Annotated in this window: 21 protein-coding genes; 6 read left to right on the top strand and 15 right to left on the bottom strand. The window is 64.6% G+C overall.

The annotated features are described in order from the left end of the window. The first annotated feature begins 2 nt into the window (after positions 1-2). A complete protein-coding gene (locus PXJ20_RS08785; protein ID WP_421029787.1) occupies positions 3-1421 on the top strand; it encodes a CoA transferase in 1419 nt (472 codons plus the stop codon). A 32-nt stretch (positions 1422-1453) separates the two neighbouring features. On the opposite strand, the gene PXJ20_RS08780 is transcribed toward PXJ20_RS08785, so the two are convergent. Then, positions 1454-2200, bottom strand: coding sequence for a GntR family transcriptional regulator (locus PXJ20_RS08780; RefSeq protein WP_017776892.1), 747 nt, complete (start codon positions 2198-2200; stop codon positions 1454-1456). Positions 2201-2437: 237 nt separating this feature from the next. On the opposite strand from PXJ20_RS08780, the gene PXJ20_RS08775 reads away from it, so the two are divergent. Further along, positions 2438-3283, top strand: a complete 846-nt coding sequence (locus tag PXJ20_RS08775; protein ID WP_421029786.1) for an aldo/keto reductase — start codon at positions 2438-2440, stop codon at positions 3281-3283. A gap of 129 nt (positions 3284-3412) precedes the next feature. On the opposite strand, the gene PXJ20_RS08770 is transcribed toward PXJ20_RS08775, so the two are convergent. The 11 genes from PXJ20_RS08770 to PXJ20_RS08720 all read right to left on the bottom strand — a co-directional run bounded on the left by PXJ20_RS08770 (position 3413) and on the right by PXJ20_RS08720 (position 16576). After that, positions 3413-3850 carry a hypothetical protein gene (locus PXJ20_RS08770; protein WP_421029785.1) on the bottom strand — a complete coding sequence of 146 codons (438 nt, stop codon included), beginning with the start codon at positions 3848-3850 and terminating at the stop codon, positions 3413-3415. Positions 3851-4487: 637 nt separating this feature from the next. Continuing rightward, positions 4488-5027, bottom strand: coding sequence for a hypothetical protein (locus tag PXJ20_RS08765; protein WP_421057418.1), 540 nt, complete (start codon positions 5025-5027; stop codon positions 4488-4490). Positions 5028-5384: 357 nt separating this feature from the next. Beyond that, complete coding sequence (locus PXJ20_RS08760) at positions 5385-7604, bottom strand: ABC transporter ATP-binding protein (protein ID WP_421029782.1); 2220 nt, start codon at positions 7602-7604, stop codon at positions 5385-5387. Continuing rightward, complete coding sequence (locus PXJ20_RS08755; RefSeq protein WP_017776886.1) at positions 7601-8476, bottom strand: ABC transporter permease; 876 nt, start codon at positions 8474-8476, stop codon at positions 7601-7603. Before PXJ20_RS08755 ends, PXJ20_RS08760 begins: the two co-directional genes overlap by 4 nt. Then, positions 8473-9492, bottom strand: coding sequence for an ABC transporter permease (locus tag PXJ20_RS08750; protein ID WP_126877906.1), 1020 nt, complete (start codon positions 9490-9492; stop codon positions 8473-8475). Before PXJ20_RS08750 ends, PXJ20_RS08755 begins: the two co-directional genes overlap by 4 nt. Positions 9493-9608: 116 nt before the next feature. Then, positions 9609-11264 (bottom strand): ABC transporter substrate-binding protein, encoded by a 1656-nt coding sequence (locus tag PXJ20_RS08745; RefSeq protein ID WP_017776884.1) that lies wholly within the window; start codon positions 11262-11264, stop codon positions 9609-9611. Between the two features lie 219 nt (positions 11265-11483). Next, positions 11484-12011, bottom strand: coding sequence for a cupin domain-containing protein (locus tag PXJ20_RS08740; protein ID WP_413212442.1), 528 nt, complete (start codon positions 12009-12011; stop codon positions 11484-11486). 160 nt (positions 12012-12171) lie between these two features. Next, a complete protein-coding gene (fusA, locus tag PXJ20_RS08735; protein ID WP_017776882.1) occupies positions 12172-14277 on the bottom strand; it encodes an elongation factor G in 2106 nt (701 codons plus the stop codon). A 506-nt stretch (positions 14278-14783) separates the two neighbouring features. Beyond that, positions 14784-15290, bottom strand: coding sequence for a DUF192 domain-containing protein (locus tag PXJ20_RS08730; protein WP_421029781.1), 507 nt, complete (start codon positions 15288-15290; stop codon positions 14784-14786). A 231-nt stretch (positions 15291-15521) separates the two neighbouring features. Beyond that, positions 15522-15719, bottom strand: a complete 198-nt coding sequence (locus tag PXJ20_RS08725) for a hypothetical protein (protein WP_042303276.1) — start codon at positions 15717-15719, stop codon at positions 15522-15524. A gap of 290 nt (positions 15720-16009) precedes the next feature. Continuing rightward, positions 16010-16576 carry a pseudouridine synthase gene (locus tag PXJ20_RS08720; RefSeq protein ID WP_421029780.1) on the bottom strand — a complete coding sequence of 189 codons (567 nt, stop codon included), beginning with the start codon at positions 16574-16576 and terminating at the stop codon, positions 16010-16012. A 412-nt stretch (positions 16577-16988) separates the two neighbouring features. On the opposite strand from PXJ20_RS08720, the gene icd reads away from it, so the two are divergent. After that, a complete protein-coding gene (icd, locus tag PXJ20_RS08715; protein WP_421029779.1) occupies positions 16989-18245 on the top strand; it encodes an NADP-dependent isocitrate dehydrogenase in 1257 nt (418 codons plus the stop codon). Between the two features lie 136 nt (positions 18246-18381). On the opposite strand, the gene PXJ20_RS08710 is transcribed toward icd, so the two are convergent. Together PXJ20_RS08710 and PXJ20_RS08705 are read right to left on the bottom strand one after the other, a co-directional pair. Then, on the bottom strand, positions 18382-18903 hold the full coding sequence (locus PXJ20_RS08710; RefSeq protein ID WP_421029778.1) for a flavin reductase family protein: 522 nt from the start codon (positions 18901-18903) through the stop codon (positions 18382-18384). A gap of 4 nt (positions 18904-18907) precedes the next feature. After that, positions 18908-20023, bottom strand: a complete 1116-nt coding sequence (locus PXJ20_RS08705) for an LLM class flavin-dependent oxidoreductase (RefSeq protein ID WP_421029777.1) — start codon at positions 20021-20023, stop codon at positions 18908-18910. Between the two features lie 170 nt (positions 20024-20193). Between PXJ20_RS08705 and PXJ20_RS08700 the strand changes: the two genes are divergently transcribed. Continuing rightward, complete coding sequence (locus PXJ20_RS08700) at positions 20194-20679, top strand: winged helix DNA-binding protein (RefSeq protein WP_199540244.1); 486 nt, start codon at positions 20194-20196, stop codon at positions 20677-20679. Between the two features lie 785 nt (positions 20680-21464). Here the strand turns inward: PXJ20_RS08700 and cspD are convergent. Continuing rightward, entirely contained in the window at positions 21465-21671 is a 207-nt protein-coding gene (gene cspD, locus PXJ20_RS08695; protein WP_017776809.1) for a cold shock domain-containing protein CspD, read from the bottom strand. Positions 21672-22265: 594 nt separating this feature from the next. On the opposite strand from cspD, the gene clpS reads away from it, so the two are divergent. Next, on the top strand, positions 22266-22580 hold the full coding sequence (gene clpS, locus PXJ20_RS08690; protein WP_017776808.1) for an ATP-dependent Clp protease adapter ClpS: 315 nt from the start codon (positions 22266-22268) through the stop codon (positions 22578-22580). After that, complete coding sequence (gene clpA, locus PXJ20_RS08685) at positions 22577-24874, top strand: ATP-dependent Clp protease ATP-binding subunit ClpA (protein WP_017776807.1); 2298 nt, start codon at positions 22577-22579, stop codon at positions 24872-24874. Before clpS ends, clpA begins: the two co-directional genes overlap by 4 nt. Positions 24875-25018: the final 144 nt, after the last annotated feature.

Here is a 25018-nt window from a genome sequence, read left to right as displayed (position 1 = left end):
TCATGACGCTTCGTCTCGCTCTGGAACATCTGTGGTCTCTTGCCGAATGCGATCCTGCTGCGCTCGATTCGATCCATCTGGACGGCAACGACCCGGGCTTGCCTTCGGTTTATCGCGTGGGCACGCTGGCCGCCTCCACGATCGGTGCCGCGGGGCTTGCCGCAGCGGAATGCTTCCGGCTGCGCACAGGTTGCCGCCAACGCGTGGAGGTGGACGTGCGACGCGCGCTCGTCGCATTTCGCAGCGAGCGCTATCTGCGCGTGAACGATGAGTTGCCACGCGAGCTGCGTCACCCTGTGACCGGCTTTTACGCCACGCGCGATGGCCGCTGGATTCAGCTGCACACGAACTTCCCGCACCATTTGCACGGTGTGCTCTCGGTTCTGGGCTGCGAAAACAGCCGCGAGGCGGTGGCCGAAGCGATTCGCGGCTGGGACGGCGCCGCGCTCGATACCGCGCTGGCGGACGCCGGCCTCTGCGCGGCGCTGGTTCGCTCGCCGCGCGAATGGGCCGCGCTGCCGCAGGCGAGAGCCATCGCGGACCTGCCGCTCATCGAGATCGAACGCATTGGCGATGCGCCGCCGCAGCCGCCGGGCCGCGGTGGCGCCGACCGGCCGCTTGCAGGCGTGCGCGTGCTGGACCTGTCGCGGATCATTGCTGGGCCGGTGGCGGGCCGCGCGCTCGCGCATCACGGAGCGGACGTGCTGCTCGTCAACGGTCCGCATCTGCCGAACATCGAACCGCTCGTGATCGACAACGGTCGCGGCAAGCGCTCGGCCACGCTCGATCTGCGCGAAGCGGCGGCGCGCGATACGTTGCGCGCACTCGCTTCGGAGGCCGACGTGTTTCTTGATGCCTATCGCCCAGGCGCGCTCACGGCGCGGGGTTTCGGGCCGCAGGCGCTCGCGCAGCAGCGGCCCGGCATCGTGTACGTGTCGATCTGCGCTTACGGACACACCGGGCCGTGGGCCAACCGGCGCGGCTTCGACAGCCTCGTGCAATCGGCGAGCGGCATCGTGTGGACGGAAAGCGGCGCGGTGAGTTCGCATCGTGCGGGCGGCAACCAGCCGTTCGACGCGCCCCGGCATCTGCCGTGTCAGGCTTTGGATCACGGCACCGGCTATCTTGCGGCGTTCGGCGCGATGGCTGCGCTCGCGCGGCGCGCGAAGGAGGGCGGCAGCTGGCACGTGCGCGTTTCGCTTGCGCAGACGGGGCGCTGGCTACAGTCGCTGGGGCAGATTGAAGGCGGTTGGCGAACGCCCGACGTGACGTTCAGCGACGTGGCCGACTGTCTCGAAACGACGGACTCGCCGTTCGGGCGTGTGTGCGCGGCGGCGCCTGCCGAGCGGTTGTCGGAGACACCGCCGTTCTATGCCCGCCCGCCTGTGCCTATCGGGACAGACGAACCGCGCTGGAGCTGATTCACGCTCAACTGCGACGCCGGCTTGCGAGGCTACTTGCGCAGCTCCGCGACGAAGTCGTAATAGTCGTTGCGGCAATACGTGTCGGTGAGTTCGATGGCGCGCTGATCCGCCGTGTAGCCCACGCGCGTGATGAGCAGCAGCGCTTCGTTCGGCGCAATGCTCATTTGCCGCGCAATCTCTTCGCTCGCGTTGACCGCGCGGAAATGCTGAAGCGCGCGCACGATCGCAAGCCCACGTTGTTCTAGGAAGCTGTACAGCGAATCGCCGATCGCCTGCGGATCGGGAATCAGCGCGGCAGGAAAGGTGGAATTCTCGACGGCCATCACGATGCCGTCCGCAAGGCGCAGCCGCTTGAGACGCGTGACGGCAGCCGCCGGTGAGAGCCCCAACTGGATCACTTCTTCGCGGCTTGCGGGCTGAATCTCGCGTGAGAGCCACTTCGAGCTGGGCGTGAAGCCGCGGCGCCGCAGCATCTCGCTGAAACTCGTGAGCCGCGAGAGCGGATCTTCGTAGCGCGGCGTGATGAAGCTGCCCGCGCCTTGCGTGCGGCGAATCAAGCCCTGTTCGACCAGCAGCGCAATCGCCTTGCGCGCCGTGATGCGCGACACGCCGAGTGCTTCCGAGAGCACGCGTTCCGAGGGCAGCGCCTCGCCGGCGTTCCAGCGATTCTCGTGAATCGCGTGGCCCAGTTTGCGGGCGAGCTGCAGATAGAGCGGCGTGTCGTTGTCCGGGTCCGGGCGCAGGTCGTGCCAGCGGTCTTCCGAGGGAGCGTTCATAAGGGAGCGGGCGTGAAAGGCGATTGTCGATTTTAAGTCATCGCGTGCGGCCGTTATAGCGAGGTTTCGTGAGGCAGGCGGTGACGCGGCTCGCAAAGGGCTAAACTGGCCCGCTCCGGTTCGCGCCTCGCGTGATCTCGCGTGATGTGCACGCCGCGAGGGAGGTCTCGAGGGTAGTCCTGAAGGAACATGAGGCCCACGCGAAGCAACCGGAATCGAAGCCTTTGAGGAGCGTTCATGGTCACCGAGATTGCAAGTGTCGCGCTGCCCGACGGCGAGCGCATTCCGAAGCTGGGGCAGGGCACGTGGGAGATGGGCGAGCGGCCGGCGCGCCGTGCCGACGAGATCGCGGCGCTGCGCGAAGGCATCGCGCTCGGCATGACGTTGATCGATACCGCGGAGATGTACGGCGAGGGCGCGACCGAAACGCTGCTCGCCGAGGCGCTGCACGGGCTGCGCGACGAGGTGTTCCTGGTGAGCAAGGTGTATCCGCACAACGCGAGCCGGCGCGGCGTGCAAGCAGCCTGCGAGGCGAGCCTCAAGCGTCTGAAGACCGATCGCATCGATCTCTATCTGCTGCACTGGCGCGGCACGGTGCCGCTCGAAGAGACCGTGGCGGGTTTCGAGGCGCTGTGCGAGGCGGGCAAGATTCGCCACTGGGGCGTGAGCAACTTCGACACCGACGATATGGAAGAGCTTTTCTCCGTTCCCGGTGGCGACGCGTGTGCGACCAACCAGATTCTCTACAACGTTGCGCGCCGCGGTCCGGAGTTCGATTTGCTGCCGTGGCTTGCCGAACGGCGCTTGCCCGCGATGGCCTACAGCCCCGTGGACCACGCACGCTTGCCGAAGCGCTCGGCGCTCGACGACATCGCGCACGCGCGCGGCGTGTCCGTGTTTCAGGTCGCGCTCGCCTGGGTGTTGCGGCAACCTGGCGTGTTCGCCATTCCGAAGGCAGCGCGCGTGGAACACGTGCGCGACAATCGCCGCGCGCTGGACTTGAATCTCACGACCGAAGAATGTGCCGCGCTGGACGCGTACTTCAGGCCGCCGCGCGGCAAGCGGTCGCTGGAAATGCTGTAACGGCGGGGAAGGGAACGAAGGAGAGACGGATGCGGCGGCCTTGCGTTTCAGTGATGCGCGAGGCCGCCGCTCGATGTTGCGATTGAATGCGTCGCGCGAGACTCGCGTTGCCGCGAGACGCGCCGGTTCTTACTCGCACGCGTGGTGCATGTGCACCGAGCCCAGCACCGCGACTTCGGCGGGCGTGCGCTTGAGGGCGTCGGCATCGACCTGGCGCGTGTCGGCGACGAACTCGTCCACGATGGACGGCACCGGCGTGTTACGCAGACAGAGCGACACGCGTTGCGTCTCGCCGGTGGGCAACGTTCCGCGTTGGCCGAGGAACAGCACGCCGTACTGATAGCCGTGAATGATGCCGCGAATGGCGCTCACGCACTGGCCGCGCGAGACATTGTCCGACGAAGGCTGCTGACACAGCTGCGAGAGCCAGTAAGCCGAGAATGACGGGTCGACCGGTGGAGGCGCCGTGGACGCCTGGGTCTGCGCGCTGGCCGCCGACGCAAGGCCAAACGCGAATGCCGCTGCGAGCGTGAGGCGCGCGGCGCCGTGCGGGAAGTATTGCTTCATGTTGTTGTCCTCCTGCCAGTTTGTCGAAAGGGCTTCGAATGCACTGTAGGAGACTGCGCCGCGCGATTGGTTCCCTGGGTTCGGCTGATCGCTTGCGGTCGATGCAGGGCTTTCGCGCGGTTTGTTGGTCGCCGTCAAATGCCGGGCCATGCGCTTCATGTGCGTCAACTGACTCGCTCGGTACGCGACATCCGCAGAAGGGCAAACGGACCGCAGTGCGGTCCGGGCCGCGGCGGTGACGCGCCGACCGGGGGATCGGAGCGCCACCGCCGTCACCACAGAAAGGCGTGACTGGGATGTCATGCCGTTTCGGGGCAGTGTGCGGTGCGGGGGCACCGCCGCGCGGGTCTAACGTCCGCTACCACCGCCACCGTGACCGCCGCCGGGACCGCCGCCATAGCCCCCGCCGAAGCCGCCACCTTTTCCGAAGCCGCCGCCGGGTCCTCCACCCAACCCCCCGCCGAAGCCTCCACCGAAACCGCCGCCCGAACTGCCGATTGACGCCATGATTTCTCAAAAAAAAACAGACCATTCTACACTGCGGTTTCCCACCAGACTGCATCCGTATATTTGCATGTATTTTTAAGCTGCAAGATACAATATGAATTAATTATATTATGTTCAAATCTTTACTGTGTCAATCTTTTTTACTAATCATGTGTTTACTCCCGCTCCCTGAAGCTTTCCCGCCTGCCGCCGCCGCTGCGCTGCCAAGCCCGCCAGACGACCCGCTGGCACTCGACCCCGCCGCGGAGCCGCCCACGCCGCCGCTCGCGCCACCTGCTCCACCTGCGCCTCGCCCGCCGTTCGCGCTGTGTGCGCTGCTGGGGTTGCAGGCCGCCGTGCTACCCGCGCCGCTCACGTTGCGATCGCATTCGCGCGGCAGGAACACCGTGGCCGCGTCTTCGGCGGCGGTAATGGCGTCCGCGGATGCCTCGGCGTTGGTCGCCGCGCCCATTCCCGCGGCCGTGTCCTGCGCGAGGAAGATTGCGGCGGCCGTGACGCTCGCAGGAAGTGGGACGTGCGCGCTCACGGCCCACTTCGCTGCGTCCGCGTCATCGCGTGCGCCTGCCGCGCAGGCCGGCGCTGCAACGAGCAGACCGACCATCGAGGCAACCGCCACCGCGACCTGCCACGTCAACGTATGGCAGTCCTGATCAACTGCTTTGTTATTCATCGCTTATCTCCCTGGAGTCCCGACGCCTCGTCACCGGAACTCTTCACTGTCTCATGCAGGGCGTGCCCGTTATCTCCAGGTTTTGCCGACCCCGTGTCGTGCCGCGCGCAGCGCTCCGCCGTCGCGCGGCTCGACCTGCATGAGACCCGCTTCTTGTGGTTCATCCGTCGCGTGCGAAGGGCATTCGCCAGTCTCTGCCACGATGCGACTCACGGGCCGGATGTGCCTCGTGTTTAGCGATAAATGTGCCACCGGCCGCGAAGGCGCGTCGCAGATGGGAGCCGCCGCGGCAGCGGCTCAGCGCCGCACGTGAATTGCGGAAAAACGTTTCGGCGGTGAAACGCGAAGCGCGCGGTTTTATCGCTCGCGCGTAACGTTTTGAAGCGCGCGCAGTTCGGTGACAGGGATGTGGCAGCGAATGCGATGACCGTCGCCGGCATCGGTGAACGGCGGGTCTTCTTGCTCGCAGAGGGCGCCGATCTTGCGCGGGCAGCGCGTGTGGAACACGCAGCCCGACGGCGGCGAGGCAGCGCTGGGCGGGTCGCCCGAAAGGCGGATGCGCTTGCCCTGGGAGCGACCGTCGAGTGCGGGCACCGACGAGATCAGCGCTTCTGTGTAGGGATGATGCGGCCCGTCGAACACGGCCGCGGCAGGACCGACTTCGAGCAGGCGGCCCACGTAGAGCACCGCGATGCGATCGGAGAGATAGCGCACCACGTGCAGGTCGTGAGAGATGAAGACGTAGCTCACGCCGTGCTCGCGTTGGAGGTCGGCGAGCAGGTTGAGAATGGCGGCCTGCACGGAGACGTCGAGCGCCGAGGTGGGTTCGTCGCAGACCACGATGCGCGGATTGCCCGCGAACGCTTGCGCAATGGCGACACGCTGCTTGAGCCCACCCGAAAGCTGCCGCGTGCGGGCGTCGAGATAGCGATCCGGCAGGCGCACCGCCTCGATGAGTGCATTGAGCCGCGCCTCGCGCGCGGGACCGTGCAGCGAGCCGAGCCGCGACAGCGCGCGGCCGATCAGCCGCTTCACGGGATGCGCCCGGTTCAGTGCCGAATCGGGGTTCTGAAACACGATCTGCAGCGATTTCACCTGGTCGTCGTTGCGTGCGGTGACGCGCGGCGGCAGCGGTGCGCCGTCGAGTTCGATGACGCTGCCTTCGTCGGGCGCGATGAGGCCGAGCAGCAGCTTCGCGAGCGTCGTCTTGCCGCTGCCCGACTCGCCGACGAGCCCCAGCGTTTCGCCGGCCGCGAGGTCGAGCGAGACCGCGTCCACCGCGCGCACCGTCGTGCCGCCCACGTGGAACGTCTTCGAGATGCGCTCGGCGCGCAGGATCAGCGTGTCGTCGCGTGGGCGCTCGAGCGTGCCGTCGCCGTTTGCGTTCGCCGCCGTGCCGCTTGTGTCATTCGTGCCGTTCATGCCACGCGTGCCGTCTGCTCCGTTTGCGTCCGTCACGCGCGTGGTCGCACGAGGCAGCTCGATGGCCCGCTCGTGATAGTGGCAGCGCGCCATCTGCTCGCCGTGCGGCGCGTTCACGCGCCAGGGCGGCGGGGCTTCGCGGCGGCAGCGCTCGTCGGCGAGGCGGCAGCGGTCCGCATAGATGCAGCCGGGCGGCGCTTCGCCTGGCGAAGGCAGTTGTCCCGCAATGGTATCGAGCCGGTCGTGGTCCTTGCTGCGGCCGGAAGCGGGCAGGCAACGCAGCAGACCCACCGTGTACGGATGCCGCGGGCGTGTGAACACGTCGCGTGTGGCGCCTTCCTCGACGAGCCGGCCCGCGTAGAGCACGCCCACGCGTTCGCACATCTGGCCGATCACCGCGAGGTTGTGGCTGATGAAGAGTACCGCCATGTCGAGTTCCGCGCGCAGTTGCGCGATGAGGTCGAGCACTTCGGCTTCCACGGTGGCGTCGAGCCCGGTGGTCGGCTCGTCGAGAATCAGCAGCGCGGGGTTCGACGCCAGCGCCATCGCGATCACGATGCGTTGCTGCATGCCGCCCGAGAGCTGGTGTGGAAAGCTCTCCATCACGCGCTCGGGCTCCGCAATGCGCACGCGGCGTAGCAGGTCCGGTGTGCGCGCGAGCGCATCGGTGCGCGAGGCGCCCGCGGCCTCGAACGCTTCGGCCACCTGGCGCGCGACCGTGAGCGACGGGTTCAGCGCGCGTGCCGGGTCCTGATACACCATCGAGATCGCATTGGCGCGCATGACGCGCAGCCGGTCGGCATCGAGCGCGTGCACGTCTTCGCCGCCAATCGAGATGCGCCCCGCCTTCACCTTGCCGTTGCGCGGCAGATAGCGCAGCGTTGCCATTGCGACCGTGGATTTGCCGCAGCCCGACTCGCCCACGAGCCCATAGGCTTCGCCGCGACGTACGCGCAGCGAGACGTCGTGCAGCACTTCGCGATCGCGTCCGCGAATACGGTAGGTGACGGTCAGGCCAACAATGGCGAGCGCATCGGCGCGATCGTTTTTCGCGGCGCCGAGGGTGGGGAACGGCGCGGGCGGCGGCGTGGCTTGCGCATCGTTCTGCAAGCTACCGCGCGAGCCAGCCGGCGTGCCACTCGTCGGGCCATTCATCGGTCTAGCACTCCCTGCACGCCGTCCGCCATGAGGTTCACGCCGACGACGAGCGAGGCGATGGCGAGCGCGTCGAATACGACAGTCCACCAGGCACCGCCCGCCATCAACGTGTACGACTCGGAGAGTGCGAGGCCCCAGTCGGCCGAAGGCGGCTGGATGCCGAAGCCGAGGAACGACAGCGTGGCGACGGCGAAGATCGCGTAGCCGAGCCGCACGGTGGCCTCGACGACGATGGGCGGCAGCACGTTCGGCAGAATCTCCACGAACATAATGTAGGGCGCGCGCTCGCCGCGCAGCTGCGCCGCGGCCACGTAGTCGAGGTGGCGTTCCGCGAACACGGCGGCGCGCACCGTGCGAGCCGTGATGGGCGTGAAGGTGATGCCAATCACGAGGATCACGGTGAAGTTCGATGCGCCCACCGCCGCGAGCGCGAGCAGCGCGACGATGACGAGCGGCAGCGCGAGCACGGCGTCGATCACGCGGCCAATCACGTTGTCGACCCAGCCGTCGAAGTAGCCCACCACGAGGCCGAGCGCGGTGCCCGCGAGCGTGCCCGCCAGCGTGGCGAGCGGCGCGATCGTGAGGATGTCGCGCGCGCCGACGATCACGCGCGAGAACACGTCGCGACCCAGCTGGTCGGTGCCGAACCAGTGGACGCCGTCCGGTGCAGTGAGCGAGTTGAGCGGGTCTGACGCATAGGGATCGTGCGGCGCGAACCACGGTCCCGCCACGGCGCAGACGATCCACCACAGCACGATAGCGAGCCCCACCACGAACGACGGTGAACGCAGCAGCACGCGCAGACGCTCGAAACGCGGTTCGGCCGCGGCGCGCGTTGTGGAAGATGAAGACGGCGTGAGTGTGCTCACTGCGCGCTCCTCACGCGCAGGCGCGGATTGAGCAGCACGTTGAGCGCGTCGGCCACGAGATTGGCCACGGTGTAGACCACGCCGATGGTGAGCACGCCGGCTTCGAGCATCGGAAAGTCTTTCGCCTTCGCGGCGTTATAGATGAGCGAGCCGATGCCCTGGTAGTGGAACAGCGTTTCCACCACGACGAGGCCGCCGATCATGTAGCCGAGCTGCGTGGCGGCCACGGTGATGGTGGGCAGGAGCGCGTTGCGCAGCACGTGCCGCCAGATCACCACGCGCTGCGGCAGACCTTTGAGCACGGCGGTGCGCGTGTAGTCGGCGTCGAGCGCTTCCACCGTGCCCACGCGCGCCATGCGTGCGATGTAGCCGAAGAACACGAAGACGAGCGGCAGCACGGGCAGCACGAGGTGCCGCAACTGTTCGAGCACGCCGGCATCGGGCGGCCATGACGCTTCGATGGGCAGCCACCGCAGCCACACGCCGAAGATCAGGATTAGCGCGATCGACGAAACGAACTCGGGCACCACCGTGGCCGACAGCCCCGTAATGCTGATGACGCGGTCGAGCCAGCGCCCGGCGTGCATCGCGGCCCAGACGCCGCCTGCAATGCCGAGCGGCACGACCACGACGAAGGCGAGCAGCCCGAGCTTCGCCGAATGCGCGAGCGCGTCGCCGATGAAAGGCCCCACCGGTTCACGGTAGGCATACGAGAGGCCCATGTCGCCACGCACGAAATGCGTGATCCACTCGACGTACTGCGTGACGAGCGGGCGGTCCACGCCGAGTTGATGATCGAGTGCGGCCACCGCGCGTGCATCGGCGAGCGGGCCCAGAATCGCGCGTCCGATGTCGCCCGGCAGCAACTGGCCGCCCGCGAATACGATCACGGAGAGCAGCCACAACGTGATGGCCGACAGCACGAGGCGCGTCGCCAGAAAACGCGCGATGCGCGCGGCGTTGCCGCTGGCTGCGCGCCGGGCGCGAGGAGTAGGAGAGAAGACCGAGGTCGACATCGAAGTTCTCGAGGCACGTTCATGCGGGCTGCGGCTCACCGCGCACAACCCGCCGCGGGCGTGTCTTCGCGACGGCGGTGGGCTGTGCGCGCCTCATGCGCTGTACGCCCGGCACTTCAGGCGGCCAGCACCGCGCGGTCGAAATACAGTTGCGCGATGGCCGTGAAATGCACGCCGTTCAATGCAGCGCGGCGTGCGATCAGCTGATCGTAGAAGTACGGAATGATCACGGGCGTTTCGTCGAGCAGCAGCGTCTGGATTTGCCCGGCGATCTTCTTCTGCGAGGCAACATCCAGCGCGGCGACGAACTGCGCCACCAACTGGTCGTACTGCGGGTTCTTGAAGTGCGCAGCATTCCACGTGCCACCGCTCGTGAGCGGCGCGTTGAGGAACACGTTGGGCACGCCGCGATGGCCGTAGTCGGTGATGCCGAGCGGCGAGTCGAGCCAGTCCGATTTACCGAAGGTGCCTGCGCCGTAATACTGATTCTGGCTCTCCACCTTCAGCGCGAGCTGCACGCCGATCGCTTTCGCCGCGTTCTGCACGACCACGGCGAGGTCGGGAAGCTCCATGAACTTTTCGGTGGTCAGCGGCGCCTCGAAGCCGTGTCCCGCGCCCGCCTGCGCGAGCAGCGCCTTCGCCTTCGCGACGTCGAGCTTGCGCTGTGGCACGGAGGTATTCGACGAAGGAAACACCGGCGCGAACGGACTGTCGTTGCCCACCACGGCGCGACCGCGGAAGAGCCCGCGCACCATCACCTCGCGGTCGATGGAGAGCGCCAGCGCCTGGCGCACGCGCTTGTCCTTGAACTGCGGGCTGTCGGTGCGCATGTGGATCTGGCGATGGGCGCTGGAGCGCACGCCGTCCACCTTGAATTCCGGGTTGTTGAGAATGCCCGTGCCGCCCTGCACGGTGAACGTGCCCATTACGTCGGCCTGGCGGCCCTGCAGCGCCAGAATCTGCGACTGCTGGTCTGCATAGAACGAGAACTGCACGCGCTGCGGCAATGCCTTGTCGCCCCAATAGTCGGGATTGCGTACGAACGAGGCGCCCACTTTCGGCTGGTATTTTTCGAGCTTGAACGGCCCGGTGCCGATGAAGGTCTTCTCGTAGTTGCCCGTATAGCTCGCGGGCAGGATCACGGCGTTGTAGTTGTCCGAAGAAACGTAGTACGGGAAGTTGCCGTTCGGCGCGTCGAGATGGAAGGCGACCGTGTGGTCGTCCACGGCTTTCGCGCCGCCCTTCGAGAGCACACCCTTCAGCACCGAGAGCGCCGCCGATCCGGCTGCGGGATCGGCGAGGCGGTCGAAGGTGGCGACTACGTCTTTCGCGGTGAACGGTGCGCCGTCGTGGAACTTCACGTTCTGGCGCAGCTTGAAGGTCCACACGTCGCCCTTCGCGTTCGGCTGCCACGAGAGCGCGAGCGCGGGTTGCAGCGTGCTGTGCTCGTCGTCGTTGACGAGGAATTCGCCGGTCTGGTTCAGCAGGCACAGGCCGCCTGCGTCCGTGACGGTGAGCGGGTCCACGGCGCCTGCGGGCATCAGATGGGCCACGCGAATCGTCTGATTGCTTGCGGTGCCCTGGGCGCGTGCGCGCGGTGTGGCGAGCAGACCGCCGCCCACGAAGGCGAGGCCGATCACGCTGGCGTGCCTCAGCAATTCGCGCCGGCTGAGCCGGCCTGCGAGGAATTCGTCGATTGCGTGGTTGCCGAAGCTGTCGGCGTGGCGCCGGAGCAGTTCGAGGGCGACGCTGGGATCCGCGGGAGTCTTCATCGATAAGGGTTCCGTTCTGTTCCGTGTTTTGCCGGAGTGCGTGCGCGGATGGCGCAGGGTGCCTGCCACACGTCTTGCGCCGGGTGCGGCGCAGCCTGTGTCAGGAAACGACAGCAGAAGAGCGGTATTGCGATGACGAATGCGGGTTCAGTGTAAGCGATTGGCCCGCGATGCGGAACGGGCCGCGTCGCGCTGGAAAAACCGATGCCGCAGCGGCGCTCAGTGCTCGTGCGGATGCTTGTGGATCGGATCGACCCAATAGACGGCTTCGGGTTGCTCGACCGCGTCGATGTCGAGGTTCACCACGACCGTCTCGTTGTCGCTGCGTACTAGCACGCATTCGAGCGGCTCGTCGGTGCTCGCGTTGATCTCCTGGTGCGGCACGAACGGCGGCACGAAGATGAAGTCGCCGGGACCGGCTTCAGCCGTGAATTCGAGATGTTCGCCCCAGCGCATGCGGGCGCGCCCGCGGACCACGTAGATCACGCTTTCGAGCGGACCGTGGTGGTGCGCTCCGGTCTTCGCGTCGGGATGAATTCTCACCGTGCCGGCCCAGATCTTCTGCGCGCCCACGCGGGCGGCGTTGATGGCGACCGCGCGGTCCATGCCAGGCGTCTGCGCCGTGTTGACGTCGAGCTGGTCGCCGCGAATCACCTTGACGCCGTTGTCGCGCCAGTCCGGCGCCGGGGTGTCGCGATGGTCGTGATGGTCGTGATCGTCGCGATGATCGTCATGGTCATGGCTCATGCTGTGCTCGCTGGGATGGGATGCGGGAGAGACGCCGGACGGCGCCGCGCAGTGTGTAACGGTTGCGGGCGTCGTCCGGCTCGAGGTGCTGCTGAAGGCGTTACATGAAGGTCTTGGATGAAGGCCCGCATGAACAACCGCATGAACAACCGGGCGCGGCTCAGCGCTTCGCGCTCATCACGGCTTCCGCGATGTTTTGCGGCGTTTCGGCGTAATGCTTGAACTCCATCGTGTAGGTGGCGCGGCCCTGCGTGAGCGAACGCAGCGTCGTGGAGTAGCCGAACATCTCCGCGAGCGGCACTTCGGCGCGCACGATCTTGCCGCCGCCTCCCGCGATGTCCTCCATGCCCTGCACGATGCCGCGCCGGCTGGAGAGGTCGCCCATCACGTTGCCCATGAAGTCCTCGGGCGTTTCCACTTCCACGGCCATCGTGGGTTCGAGCAGCACGGGCTTCGCGCGGCGCATGCCTTCCTTGAACGCCATGGAACCGGCCATGCGGAAGGCGTTTTCATTCGAGTCCACGTCGTGGTACGAGCCGAACGTCAGCGTGACCTTCACGTCCACCACCGGGTAGCCCGCCAGTACGCCGGCCTTGAGCGATTCCTGAATGCCCTTGTCGACGGCCGGGATGAATTCGCGTGGAATCACGCCGCCCTTGATGGCATCGACGAATTCGTAGCCCTTGCCCGCCGGCTGCGGTTCGAGCGTGATGACGGCGTGACCGTACTGGCCGCGGCCGCCCGACTGCTTGACGAACTTGCCTTCCACGTCTTTCGCCGTGGTGCGCACCGTTTCGCGGTACGCCACCTGCGGCTTGCCGACAGTGGCTTCCACGCCGAACTCGCGGCGCATGCGGTCCACGATGATTTCGAGGTGCAACTCGCCCATGCCCGAGATGATGGTCTGGCCGGATTCCTCGTCGGTCTGCACGCGGAACGACGGGTCTTCCTGGGCGAGGCGGTTGAGCGCAATGCCCATCTTTTCCTGGTCGGCCTTCGTCTTCGGCTCCACGGCCTGGGAAATCACCGGCTCCGGGAACACCATCTTCTCGAGAATGATGATGTTGTTCGGATCGCAGAGCGTATCGCCCGTGGTCGCTTCCTTGAGCCCCACGGCCGCTGCGATGTCGCCCGCGCGCACTTCCTTGATTTCCTTGCGCTCGTTCGCGTGCATCTGCAGGATGCGGCCGAGGCGTTCCTTCTTGTCCTTCGTGGCGTTGAGCACGGTGTCGCCCGATTCGACGACGCCGGAGTAGACGCGGAAGAAGATCAACTGGCCGACGAACGGGTCGGTCATGATCTTGAAGGCGAGCGCCGAGAACGGCTCGTCGTCGCTCGGGTGACGCTCCGCTTCCTTGTCGTTGACGTCGTGGCCGAGAATCGCGGGGATGTCGACGGGCGAGGGCAGGTAGTCGATCACGGCGTCGAGCATCGCCTGCACGCCCTTGTTCTTGAACGCGCTGCCGCAGAGCATCGGCACGATCTCGTTGCGGATGGTGCGTTTGCGCAAGGCGCCCTTGATCTCGTCCTCGGTCAGGCTCTCGTGGTCGGTCAGATACTTTTCGAGCAACTCCTCGTCTGCTTCCGCCGCCGCTTCCACCATCTTCTCGCGCCACTCGTGGGCGAGGTCGGTGAGGTTGGCCGGAATGTCCTGATACTCGAACTTCACGCCCTGGCTTTCCTCGTCCCACAGGATGGCCTTCATCTTCACGAGATCGACCACGCCCTGGAAGTGGTCTTCGGCGCCGATCGGAATCTGGATGGGCACGGCCACGCCTTTGAGGCGCTCGCCGATCTGCCGCTGCACGCGGAAGAAGTCCGCGCCCACGCGGTCCATCTTGTTGACGAACGCGATGCGCGGAACCTTGTACTTGTTCGCCTGGCGCCACACGGTTTCCGACTGCGGCTGCACGCCGCCCACGGAGTCGTAGACCATGCACGCGCCATCGAGCACGCGCATCGAACGCTCCACTTCGATCGTGAAGTCGACGTGGCCCGGGGTGTCGATGATGTTGATGCGGTGCTCGGGATAGTTGTTCGCCATACCGCGCCAGAACGCCGTGGTGGCCGCCGAGGTGATCGTGATGCCGCGCTCCTGCTCCTGCTCCATCCAGTCCATGGTCGCGGCGCCGTCGTGCACTTCGCCGATCTTGTGATTCACGCCGGTGTAGAACAGGATGCGTTCGGTCGTGGTCGTTTTGCCGGCATCGATGTGAGCGCTGATCCCGATGTTGCGATAGCGCTCGATGGGAGTCTTGCGGGGCACGTTTATCTCCTTGGAATGGCGCGCCGGTGGAGTCTCTCTGGCAGGCCGCGGCGCGGGCTGCGGTCTGCACGGCGGGCCGCGAGCCGATCAGGCTCGCGAACCGAGACTACTAGCATAGCGCGCGGTGCGGGCTTTTGCAGGGTTCTTGCCAGGCCGGCGCGCCCGCTGCGAGCGCGCTTCGAGCGGGGCAGCGGTTCGGGCGGACAGCGCCGGCCAGACCAGGTCGCAAATGATCGCAAACGGCTTGCCCGGGGTCGCGTGGTCTGTTGATGCGAGCGGTGCGCGACGAGTGCGCGACTGGCGCCCGGGGATAGAGAACGCGCCGGCGTAAAAAAGCCGGTGCCATTCACGTCACCGGCCTTGTCCTGGCTGAAGGTTGGATGGCGTCGTCGGCAGGGCGGGCCTGGCATGGTCCGCTGTAGCCGGCACTCGACGACGCCCATTCGTCCGAACGATGCGAGACGGGCGCAAATCGAGCGCTCCGCCTCCCATCGAGTTACATCGCGCTATTGCGGCTGGGGCAGCCCCTGAATCTTCATGCCGGGCTTGATGCCCTTCGACTGAAACCAGCCTTTGCTCATTTCGAGTGCATAGACACCGTTGTTGCGCGGGCAATGGTTATTCGTGGTTTCCGCCTGCATTTCATCGACGTCGGTGATCGTGCCGTCGGCGCGAATGAACGCGATCGACAACGGGATCAGCGTGTTCTTCATCCAGAAGCAATGCACCGCGTTTTCGTTGAACACGAACAGCATGCCTTCGTTCGGCGCGAGCTGCGTGCGATACATGAGGCCCTGTTCGCGATCGGCGTCGTTGGCCGCGACCGCGGCATCGACGACAAACATGCCCACCGTGAGCTTCACGCGTGGGAACTCGCTGGGTTGTTTCGCGCCGGGCGGCATCTGCTGTGCCTCGACGTTACCCGCGCCTGCGAGGGCAAACGACACGACGGCAACGGGCAAAACGACGGCCAATGCGAGGCGCGCAATCAGCGAGCGCAGGAAGATTCGCACGAGAGGGCTCCTTGGGCGAGAAAGAGTAACCCGCGCATGTTACGCGAGCGCGTCAAGATGGGTCAAAAGACGGACGGTGCGGCCGGATATCGCGTGGCCCGATGGGTGGCCAAAGCGGGTGGCCAAAGCGTCGCTCCAAAAACAAAAGGCAGATCGCCTCGAAGGTGATCTGCCTTTCAACGCCGTAAGAACGGCAGAACTGCGTGTTCTTGACTGCGTTTTTACAGCAACTTATTCCGAAGCGGCCGAAGCGGCTTCAGCCTTCGCTGCCTTCTTGTGCGACTTCTTTGCCTTGTGGGTCTTCTTCGCCTTGTGAGCCGACGAAGCAGCAGCAGCCGGAGCAGCCGAAGCAGCTTCCGGAGCCGAAGCTTGTGCGAAAGCAGCCGTTGCGAACAGGCCAGCGACCAGAGCGGCGATCAGTTTGTTCATGTTTTGAATCCTCAGCTTGAGTTAATTAACCAAGTGACCCGGTCATTGAGTCACGACGGTAAACGTGCCATCCACCTTTCGGTTGACAGTAGCCGGCGCAAATTTGTCCTTGCTGCTGCCAGCGGTCGGAACCGTCCCGTGCGCCTTATGAGGCAGGCGGGAAGGACCTGAAGGCTGAATGCCGGATAGCTTCGGGGGCATCTGCGAGCAATAACGCATCGTGTTGCGAGCCGGTTGACGCGTGCTGTTGTAACGAATGTTTGCTCGTCATGACACCGTTATCCGAGGGATCAGACGCCATCCCACGGTGCACGGGGCGCCAGGTCCATGCTTTCGCCGGGCTGCAACCCGAGCGAGAAGATGTCGAGGGCGCCGATGCCCACGCGCACGAGCCGCAAGGTAGGGAACCCCACGGCCGCGGTCATCCGCCGCACCTGACGGTTCTTGCCTTCTGTGATCGCGAGCTCGATCCAGGTGGTCGGAATGGCCGCGCGATAGCGGATAGGCGGCGTGCGCGGCCAGAGCGTGCCGGGCGGTTCGACGAATTCGGCGCGACACGGCCGCGTCACGTAATCGCCCAGGTCGACGCCGCGCGCGAGCGCTTTGAGCGCGGCGTCGTCCGGTGCGCCCTCCACCTGGGCCCAGTAGCGTTTCACGAGTTTGTGGCGGGGTTCTGCGATGCGGGTCTGCAGCGCGCCGTCGTCCGTGAGCAGCAACAGGCCTTCGCTGTCGGCATCGAGCCGGCCTGCGGGATACACGCCCGGCACCTTCACCCAGTCAGCGAGCGACGGGCGGGTTTCGTGAGGCGAGAACTGGCAGATGGTGCCGAACGGCTTGTTGAGGGCGATGAGACGCATGCGATGAGGCGCGACCGAGGGTCGCCGGGATGGAGCCGCCGGCGGGCGGGTTCTATGGCAAATGACGAGATATTAATGCATAATATGAAACGCCAACTCTTTTGTCTTATATAAGACTCAAGACTGAACCGGGCAATACGTGTGGCATGGCGCATCGTGTTCGTGGGTTGCGGTCCCGTCGCGTTGTGGCATGGCGGCATGCGTGCCGGCGCCGCGTTCTCGCTCCAGCGTGGGCTAGAATAGCGGCCTGGCCGCGTGAGGCAGACCGGCGCTCTCCACGTGAGAGGCAGCTGTTGCGCTCAGGCTGCCGGCCGCCAGCAGTCCCGCGCCGCCGGCCCGTTGCCGGCAGGCCGCGCCCCGGTTCCGCAGGCCCAAACCGCTTCCACCAGCACAGCCATCACTGGAGTCGATCATGCCGTATCAGCACATCAAGGTTCCGACCGGCGGTGACAAGATCACTGTCAACGCGGATTACTCGCTCAATGTTTCCGACCAGCCGATCATTCCGTACATCGAAGGCGATGGTACGGGTGTCGACATCACGCCGGTGATGATCAAGGTGGTCGACGCGGCGGTCGAAAAGGCGTACGCGGGCAAGAAGAAGATCCACTGGATGGAAATCTATGCCGGCGAGAAGGCAACCAAGGTCTACGGCCCGGACGTCTGGCTGCCGGAAGAGACCTTCGAAGTGCTCAAGGAATACGTGGTGTCGATCAAGGGCCCGCTGACCACGCCGGTGGGCGGTGGCATCCGCTCGCTCAACGTCGCGCTGCGCCAGGAACTCGACCTGTACGTTTGCCTGCGCCCCGTGCAGTACTTCAAGGGTGTGCCGTCGCCGGTGCGCGAGCCGGAAAAGACCAACATGGTCATCTTCCGCGAGAACTCGGAAGACATTTACGCCGGCATCGAATGGGCCGCCGAATCCGAGCAGGCGAAGAAGATCATCAAGTTCCTGCGCGAAGAAATGGGCGTGAAGAAGATCCGCTTCCCGGAAACGTCGGGCATCGGCATCAAGCCGGTTTCGCGCGAAGGCACGGAGCGTCTGGTGCGCAAGGCGATCCAGTATGCGATCGACAACGACCGCCGCTCGGTCACGCTCGTGCACAAGGGCAACATCATGAAGTTCACGGAAGGCGCTTTCCGTGACTACGGCTACGCGCTGGCGCAGAAGGAATTCGGCGCGGAGCTCATCGACGGCGGCCCGTGGATGAAGTTCAAGAACCCGAAGACGGGCAACGAGATCGTCGTGAAGGACGTGATCGCCGACGCGTTCCTGCAACAGATCCTGCTGCGTCCGGCCGAATACGACGTGATCGCCACGCTGAACCTGAACGGCGACTACGTCTCGGACGCGCTGGCGGCACAGGTGGGCGGCATCGGTATCGCGCCGGGCGCGAACCTGTCGGACTCCGTCGCCATGTTCGAAGCCACGCACGGCACGGCGCCGAAGTACGCGGGCAAGGACTACGTGAACCCGGGCTCGGAAATTCTCTCGGCTGAAATGATGCTGCGCCACATCGGCTGGACCGAAGCGGCCGACGTCATCATTTCGGCGATGGAAAAGTCGATTCTGCAGAAGCGCGTGACGTACGACTTCGCGCGTCTGATGGAAGGCGCGACGCAGGTTTCCTGCTCGGGCTTCGGTCAGGTGTTGATCGAAAACATGTAAGCGTTGGTGCCGGGACGTTCGGCAACGTCCCGGAAGGTTGGAAAAACCCAGCTAGGTCCTTGGCCTAGCTGGGTTTTTTGTTGCCCAGGCCGTAGCAGTAGCGCGGCAACAGTTCCCCACCATGCAAGCCGACGCGTCAGTTTGCCGCTGCCAATGTTCTGGCAAGCGTCGTGTATTGCCCTTGCCAGTAGACCAGCGGGCCTGGCGCCGACTCGTCGCGTGCGAGCGCACGTACGCGGCCGATGACGAGAATGTGGCCGTGGCGCACGAGTAACTCCTCCGCCTCGCAGTCCATGGCGACGACGCTGTCCGCAAGGAGCGGCGCGCCGTCTGGCGTCATCTGCACCCACTCGTCGTTGCCGTAGCGCGCGGCGCCCTGCTCGCCGCGAAAGCCCGTGAAGCGCTCGGCAATCGCGCGATGCTCGGTGCGCAGCAGGTTCACGCCGAAGCGCCGCGTGCGCGACAGCAGTCCCGCAGAGGAACTGGTGGCTTTCAGCGACGCCACCACCATGGGCGGCTCCGCTGAAAACGAAGTCACCGAGGTCGCCGTGAAGCCGCTGCGCTCGTCGCCGTCCGCGACCGTCACGACGCAAACCGCCCCCGCAAAACCACGCATGGCTTGCACGAAGCGTTTGCTCAGTGCCGGTGTGTCGTTCAAGGCGTCAGGCTGCACGGCGCGTTTCACGCGGGCTGCGCAGCCCGTGTGCCTCCAGGATGGGCAGTACCGTGTCGCGGAAGTACGGGAACTCCTTGACGTAATCCACGAACGACAGCGTCGTGCCTTTGAAGCCGGCTTCTGCAAGCGAAATCAGACCCGCGGCGACCTGCTGCGGGGTCCCGACGAGCGGAAAGCCGCCATGTCCGGCCGCCATGCGGTCGCGGATCAGCGCGAGCAGGTCGTGGGGGAACGAGTGCGCATTGGCGAACTGGAGCGCGACGAGGTTGTCGACCGCGCCCCAGTCTGCGTTGTCCTGTGCGAAGTACTGGAGATACTGGCGCGCCTCCTCTTCTGTCGGGCGGCAGACCACGTGCGAGAACGTCAACACGTTCACCGCCTTGTTCGCTGCGGCAGCCTTCTGCTTGAGGTCGGCCACTTCCGCGCGGGACCGCTCCAGGTCGATTGCCGGCGTGAACAGGAAATTCGCGTTGCCGATGGCGAAGTCGCGCCCCTCGCCGGAACCCGCTGCGTTCAGGATAGGCGGACGTTCGCCGTTCGACGGGCGCGGCAGGCCGTAGACGTTCTTCAACTGGAAGTTCGCGCCTTCCCAGTTGAACGGGCCTTCGTGGGTCCAGATCTTCTGCACGATATCGAACCACTCCTGGGCGTACGCGTAGCGCTTGTCGTGACCCGTCGCGAGCGGCAGACCGAGCGCTTCGTATTCGGGGCGGTTCCAGCCCGCGACGATGTTGAGTCCGGCGCGGCCCGCGCCGATCTGGTCGAGCGTCGCGATCTGTTTGGCCACGACCACGGGATGGTTGGCTGCCGTGTGAATGGTCGCGAAGACCGTGAGGTTGCGCGTCTTCGCGAGCAGGCCCGCAGCCCACGTCATCGTTTCCAGCACGGAGCCGTGGAAGTCGGTCTCGCCGCCGTAGCCGATCCAGCGCGCGATGGGCAGCATAAAGTCGATGCCGGCTTCGTCCAGCATCACTGCGAGTTTCTCGTTATTCTCCCAGGAGTTGTCCCAGCGCTCGCCGATCTTCGTCACCGACATCCCGCCCGAGCAGTTCGTCGCGAATGTGCCGAGAATGAAATCCCTGGTGTTCAGAATTCGTCTCATATCCATCCTGTCGCAGTAAAATTTATCCACACGGCGGGTGCCCCGCGGCGGTCCCACCGTCCCAACCCAGTCGACGGCACAGGCCGCAACCGCGCGATTCCGCAATGACCGAAAGATCACGCAGAACCCCGAAAAACGCTGCTACTGCCGAACATCGCTGGCATCTCGCGATGGACGATTTCAGCGTCGAGATCACCGATCTCGAATACGCCGTCATGCGGCTCAATCAGTCGTTTTCACGCTGGCAGTCCGAATGCATGGGCGCCGTCCTGGGCGTCGCGCTGAGCGGGCAGGAAAACGCACTGATGCACGTCATTCACATGCACGAACGGCCCAAGACCATTCGCGATTTACTGCATATGACCAATCGGCAAGACGTCGCTAATATGCAGTACGAACTACGTAAGCTAATCAAGTCCGGCCTGATCGAAAAGAACGGCACGGCACGCACCGGCGTGTACTACTCCACGACATCGGAAGGCGCGCGCGTATGCGAAGACTACGCAGCGTTACGCCGCAGCGTGCTGCTCAAGATGGCCCAGTCGACCTCGGGCATCCAGTCCGCGGCTGCCGCTGCCACGGCCTGCCTCGAACAAATGGAGCGCGTGTACGAAACCGCCACGCGTGAGGTCGCAACGTTCCATCGGCGGCGCTAACTCTGGAGTTCTTGATCGCGGTCTTTCAAATAAAATTTCACATTGAATGTTTATTTGATCGAATCCTAGGGCAGCCAATTTTCGGCTGCAACCGATTTCGGCTAGGGGAAAACACCATCCGATGGAGGGGGCTGTCGGATGATGTGACCGCGCGATGCTGGCTGCACACGAGCAACTCGCGGCCCATCGAATAGCGGGCTCGGGAGAATGCCGGAGCATCTGCGGTCCACGCGGGCGCCTGGTCGATCAGACGCGGGCAGCACCCGGAAGATCAAGCTGTTCCGTAGTTTTGACGGGTGAGGGCGCGGATGTGCAGTCGGGATCGGACCTTGACGATTGATCCTTGAAGTTTGGCGTTCGGGACGCAGTCGAGCATCCGAGCCCGCCTCAAGCACGGAGCGAAGAGTTGCGCCGTGACATCTGGGCGCCTTGTCGGCGCGTGCTGCCTTTGTCTATGGACCGGCTGGTGTGTTCTGGCGCCCGCGCGGCCTTCGGATACCACGACTTCGTTTCGTCCGGCCGCACTGTAGCGACGTCATCATTTACACCCTGCCTGCGTTCCGCGCATGCCAGGTGTTTCATTTCCGCGCTCGCCACGATGACGAAGGCGAACGGTATGAAAACGTTTTCGAAGGGAACCCTGCCAGTTTGCATCCGTCGATACGAGAAGTGTTCCCTACCGACCAGGACTTCGCGGTGCGTTTGACTCGCACTGTGCACCGATCAGGCGCACAAAAAAAGAAACCCGGCCAAAGCCGGGTTTCGAGGAGCGGGATCGAACCGTCTCAGGCAGCTGCCTGGATGTTCGATGCCTGTTTGCCCTTCGGGCCTTGCACGACCTCGAAGCTTACCTTCTGGCCTTCCTTGAGGGTCTTGAAACCGTTCATCTGGATAGCCGAGAAATGAGCAAACAGATCCTCGCCGCCTTCGTCGGGCGTAATGAATCCGAAACCTTTCGCGTCGTTAAACCACTTGACCGTACCAGTTGCCATACCAACTTCCCCTGTAACTCATGTCACTACCACGAGCACGCTCGAAAAGCTCGACGGCCACATATGCGGCCGTCCCCTCCTCACAAGCTCACCAACGGCATTTTTTCGAAAATATGAGGCAGTGAAAAAAGTGCCAGCTTGATTGTTGAGGCTCTTTATTCAAGTGTCAAGCACATTTTGTGGGGTGGCCCACAGCGTTGTAAAAGAATCGGTTTCCAGGGTTTCCACGGCTTTTCTTATGTGCGGTGGCGCAAGGTGCCTGACTTGAAAAACCGCATAATCCTCGCATATGGCATGGGTATGTTCATGGGCGCGCAACTATGTCGCGCGGGCCGCCTCAGTGGCTGCCGCAGCGGCATTTTTTGTGGCCCACGCCCTGGCGCGGGTTGTGCGATACTCGATTCGAACCTCTCCCGGCGCGGTGATGTGCCGCGGCAAGGGGCGGGAGTATCCCGGAACGACCGGTGCCGCAGCCGGTCTGGTCACAGGGTGCGCGCGAGGCCTGGCATGCCGGGTGCGTGCGCATCGGTCGCCGGCCGGCCGGTCGGGTTTCGGCAGGATTGCGGGCCTGCCCGAGTTGTTTAGAATGGGTGTATGGCGATTATCCCGGACAAGCAGGACGGCACCGTACTGGAGCGGCAGGAACAAAAGCTGAAACCGCCTTCCATGTATAAGGTGGTGCTGCTGAATGACGACTACACGCCAATGGAATTTGTCGTGATGATCGTGCAGGAGTATTTCAATAAGGATCGCGAGACCGCGACGCAGATCATGCTCAAGGTCCATCGTGAGGGTCGGGGGGTATGTGGGGTCTATACGCGGGACATTGCGTCGACCAAAGTTGAGCAAGTAGTTACCCACGCACGGCAGGCCGGGCATCCGCTGCAGTGTGTGATGGAGGAAGCATGATTGCCCAGGAACTGGAAGTCAGCCTGCACATGGCGTTCATGGAAGCACGCCAGGCACGGCATGAGTTCATCACGGTCGAACACCTGCTGCTGGCCCTGCTGGATAATCCCACGGCCGCAGAAGTGCTGCGCGCGTGTGCAGCCAATATCGAAGACCTGCGCCAGAACCTGCGCAACTTCATTCACGACAACACGCCTACCGTGCCAGGCACGGACGACGTCGATACGCAACCCACGCTGGGTTTCCAGCGTGTGATTCAGCGCGCGATCATGCACGTGCAGTCCACGTCCAACGGCAAGAAGGAAGTGACGGGTGCGAACGTGCTCGTCGCGATCTTCGGCGAGAAAGATTCGCACGCCGTCTACTACCTGCAGCAGCAGGGCGTCACGCGCCTCGATGTCGTGAATTTCATTTCGCACGGTATCGCGAAGACGAACAGCAGCGACGCGGCGAAGGCAAGCGACGCCAATGCCGAGTCCGAAGAGGCGGCTGCGCAGAAGGAAACGCCGCTCGCGCAATTCACGCAGAACCTGAACCAGATGGCCAAAGACGGCCGCATCGACCCGCTGATCGGGCGCGAGGCGGAAGTCGAGCGCGTGGTGCAGGTGCTGTGCCGCCGGCGCAAGAACAACCCGCTTCTCGTCGGCGAAGCCGGCGTGGGCAAGACGGCGATTGCCGAAGGGCTCGCATGGCGCATCACGCGCGGCGAAGTGCCCGACATTCTCGCGGACGCGCAGGTGTATTCGCTCGACATGGGCGCGCTGCTTGCCGGCACCAAGTACCGCGGCGACTTCGAGCAACGTCTCAAGACGGTGCTCAAGGAATTGAAAGAGCGTCCGCACGCCATCTTGTTCATCGACGAAATTCACACGCTGATCGGCGCGGGTGCCGCATCGGGCGGTACGCTGGACGCGTCGAATCTGCTCAAGCCGGCACTCTCGTCGGGCACGCTCAAGTGCATTGGCGCGACGACCTTCACCGAATATCGCGGCATCTTCGAAAAGGATGCGGCGCTCTCGCGGCGCTTCCAGAAGATCGACGTGACGGAGCCTACCGTCGAGCAGACGGTGGCGATTCTGCGAGGCCTCAAGTCGCGCTTCGAAGAGCATCACGGCGTGAAGTATTCGTCGGGTGCGCTCTCGGCGGCGGCTGAACTGTCGGCGCGCTTCATCACCGACCGCCATCTGCCGGACAAGGCCATTGACGTGATCGACGAAGCGGGCGCGGCGCAGCGCATTCTGCCGAAGTCGAAACAGAAGAAGACGATTGGCAAGACCGAGATCGAGGAAATCATCTCCAAGATCGCGCGCGTGCCGGCGCAGAGCGTGTCGCAGGACGACCGCAGCAAACTGCAGACGCTCGACCGTGACCTGAAGGCCGTGGTGTTCGGGCAGGACCCAGCCATTGACGCGCTTTCCGCCGCCATCAAGATGGCGCGCGCGGGCCTCGGCAAGACCGACAAGCCGATCGGCGCGTTCCTGTTCTCGGGCCCGACCGGTGTCGGCAAGACCGAAGTGGCGCGTCAACTTGCGTTCACGCTCGGCATCGAGCTGATCCGCTTCGACATGTCGGAGTACATGGAGCGCCATGCGGTGAGTCGCCTGATCGGTGCGCCGCCGGGATACGTCGGTTTCGATCAGGGCGGTCTGCTGACCGAGGCCGTCACCAAGAAGCCGCATTGCGTGCTGCTGCTCGACGAAATCGAGAAGGCGCATCCGGACATCTTCAACGTGCTGCTCCAGGTCATGGACCACGGCACGTTGACCGACAACAACGGTCGCAAGGCTGACTTCCGCAACGTCATCATCATCATGACGACGAATGCGGGTGCCGAAGCCATGCAGAAGTCGTCCATCGGCTTCACGAATCGTCGCGAAACGGGCGACGAGATGCAGGACATCAAGCGCATGTTCACGCCCGAGTTCCGCAACCGGCTCGACGCGATCATCAGCTTCCGCTCGCTCGACGAAGAGATCATCCTGCGCGTGGTCGACAAGTTCCTCATGCAGCTCGAAGACCAACTGCACGAGAAGAAGGTCGATGCGCTCTTCAGCGACGCACTGCGCAAGCACCTGGCGAAGCACGGCTTCGATCCGCTGATGGGCGCGCGTCCCATGCAGCGGCTGATCCAGGACACGATCCGCCGCGCACTGGCCGACGAACTGCTGTTCGGCAAGCTGCTGAACGGCGGCCGTGTGACGGTCGACGTGGACGAGAACGACAAGGTGACCTTGACGTTCGACGAACATCCGGCACCGCGCAATCCGAATCCGGAGGCTGTCGAAGTAGAATAAGCGGTTCGTTTCCGGAACTGTCTATCGCGAAACGGCGCGGGCTCTTGGGCCCGCGCCGTTTCTGTTTGTGCGCCTGCCTGCGCGAATCTCCTCGCCGGGGGAGATCGGCTATGCGGCCCGCCAGGTACACATTGCAAGGGTTTT

It is taken from the genome of Paraburkholderia sp. A1RI_3L, from assembly GCF_048957895.1.
GTDB lineage: Bacteria > Pseudomonadota > Gammaproteobacteria > Burkholderiales > Burkholderiaceae > Paraburkholderia > Paraburkholderia kururiensis.
This window is presented reverse-complemented; position numbering and strand designations above follow the sequence as displayed.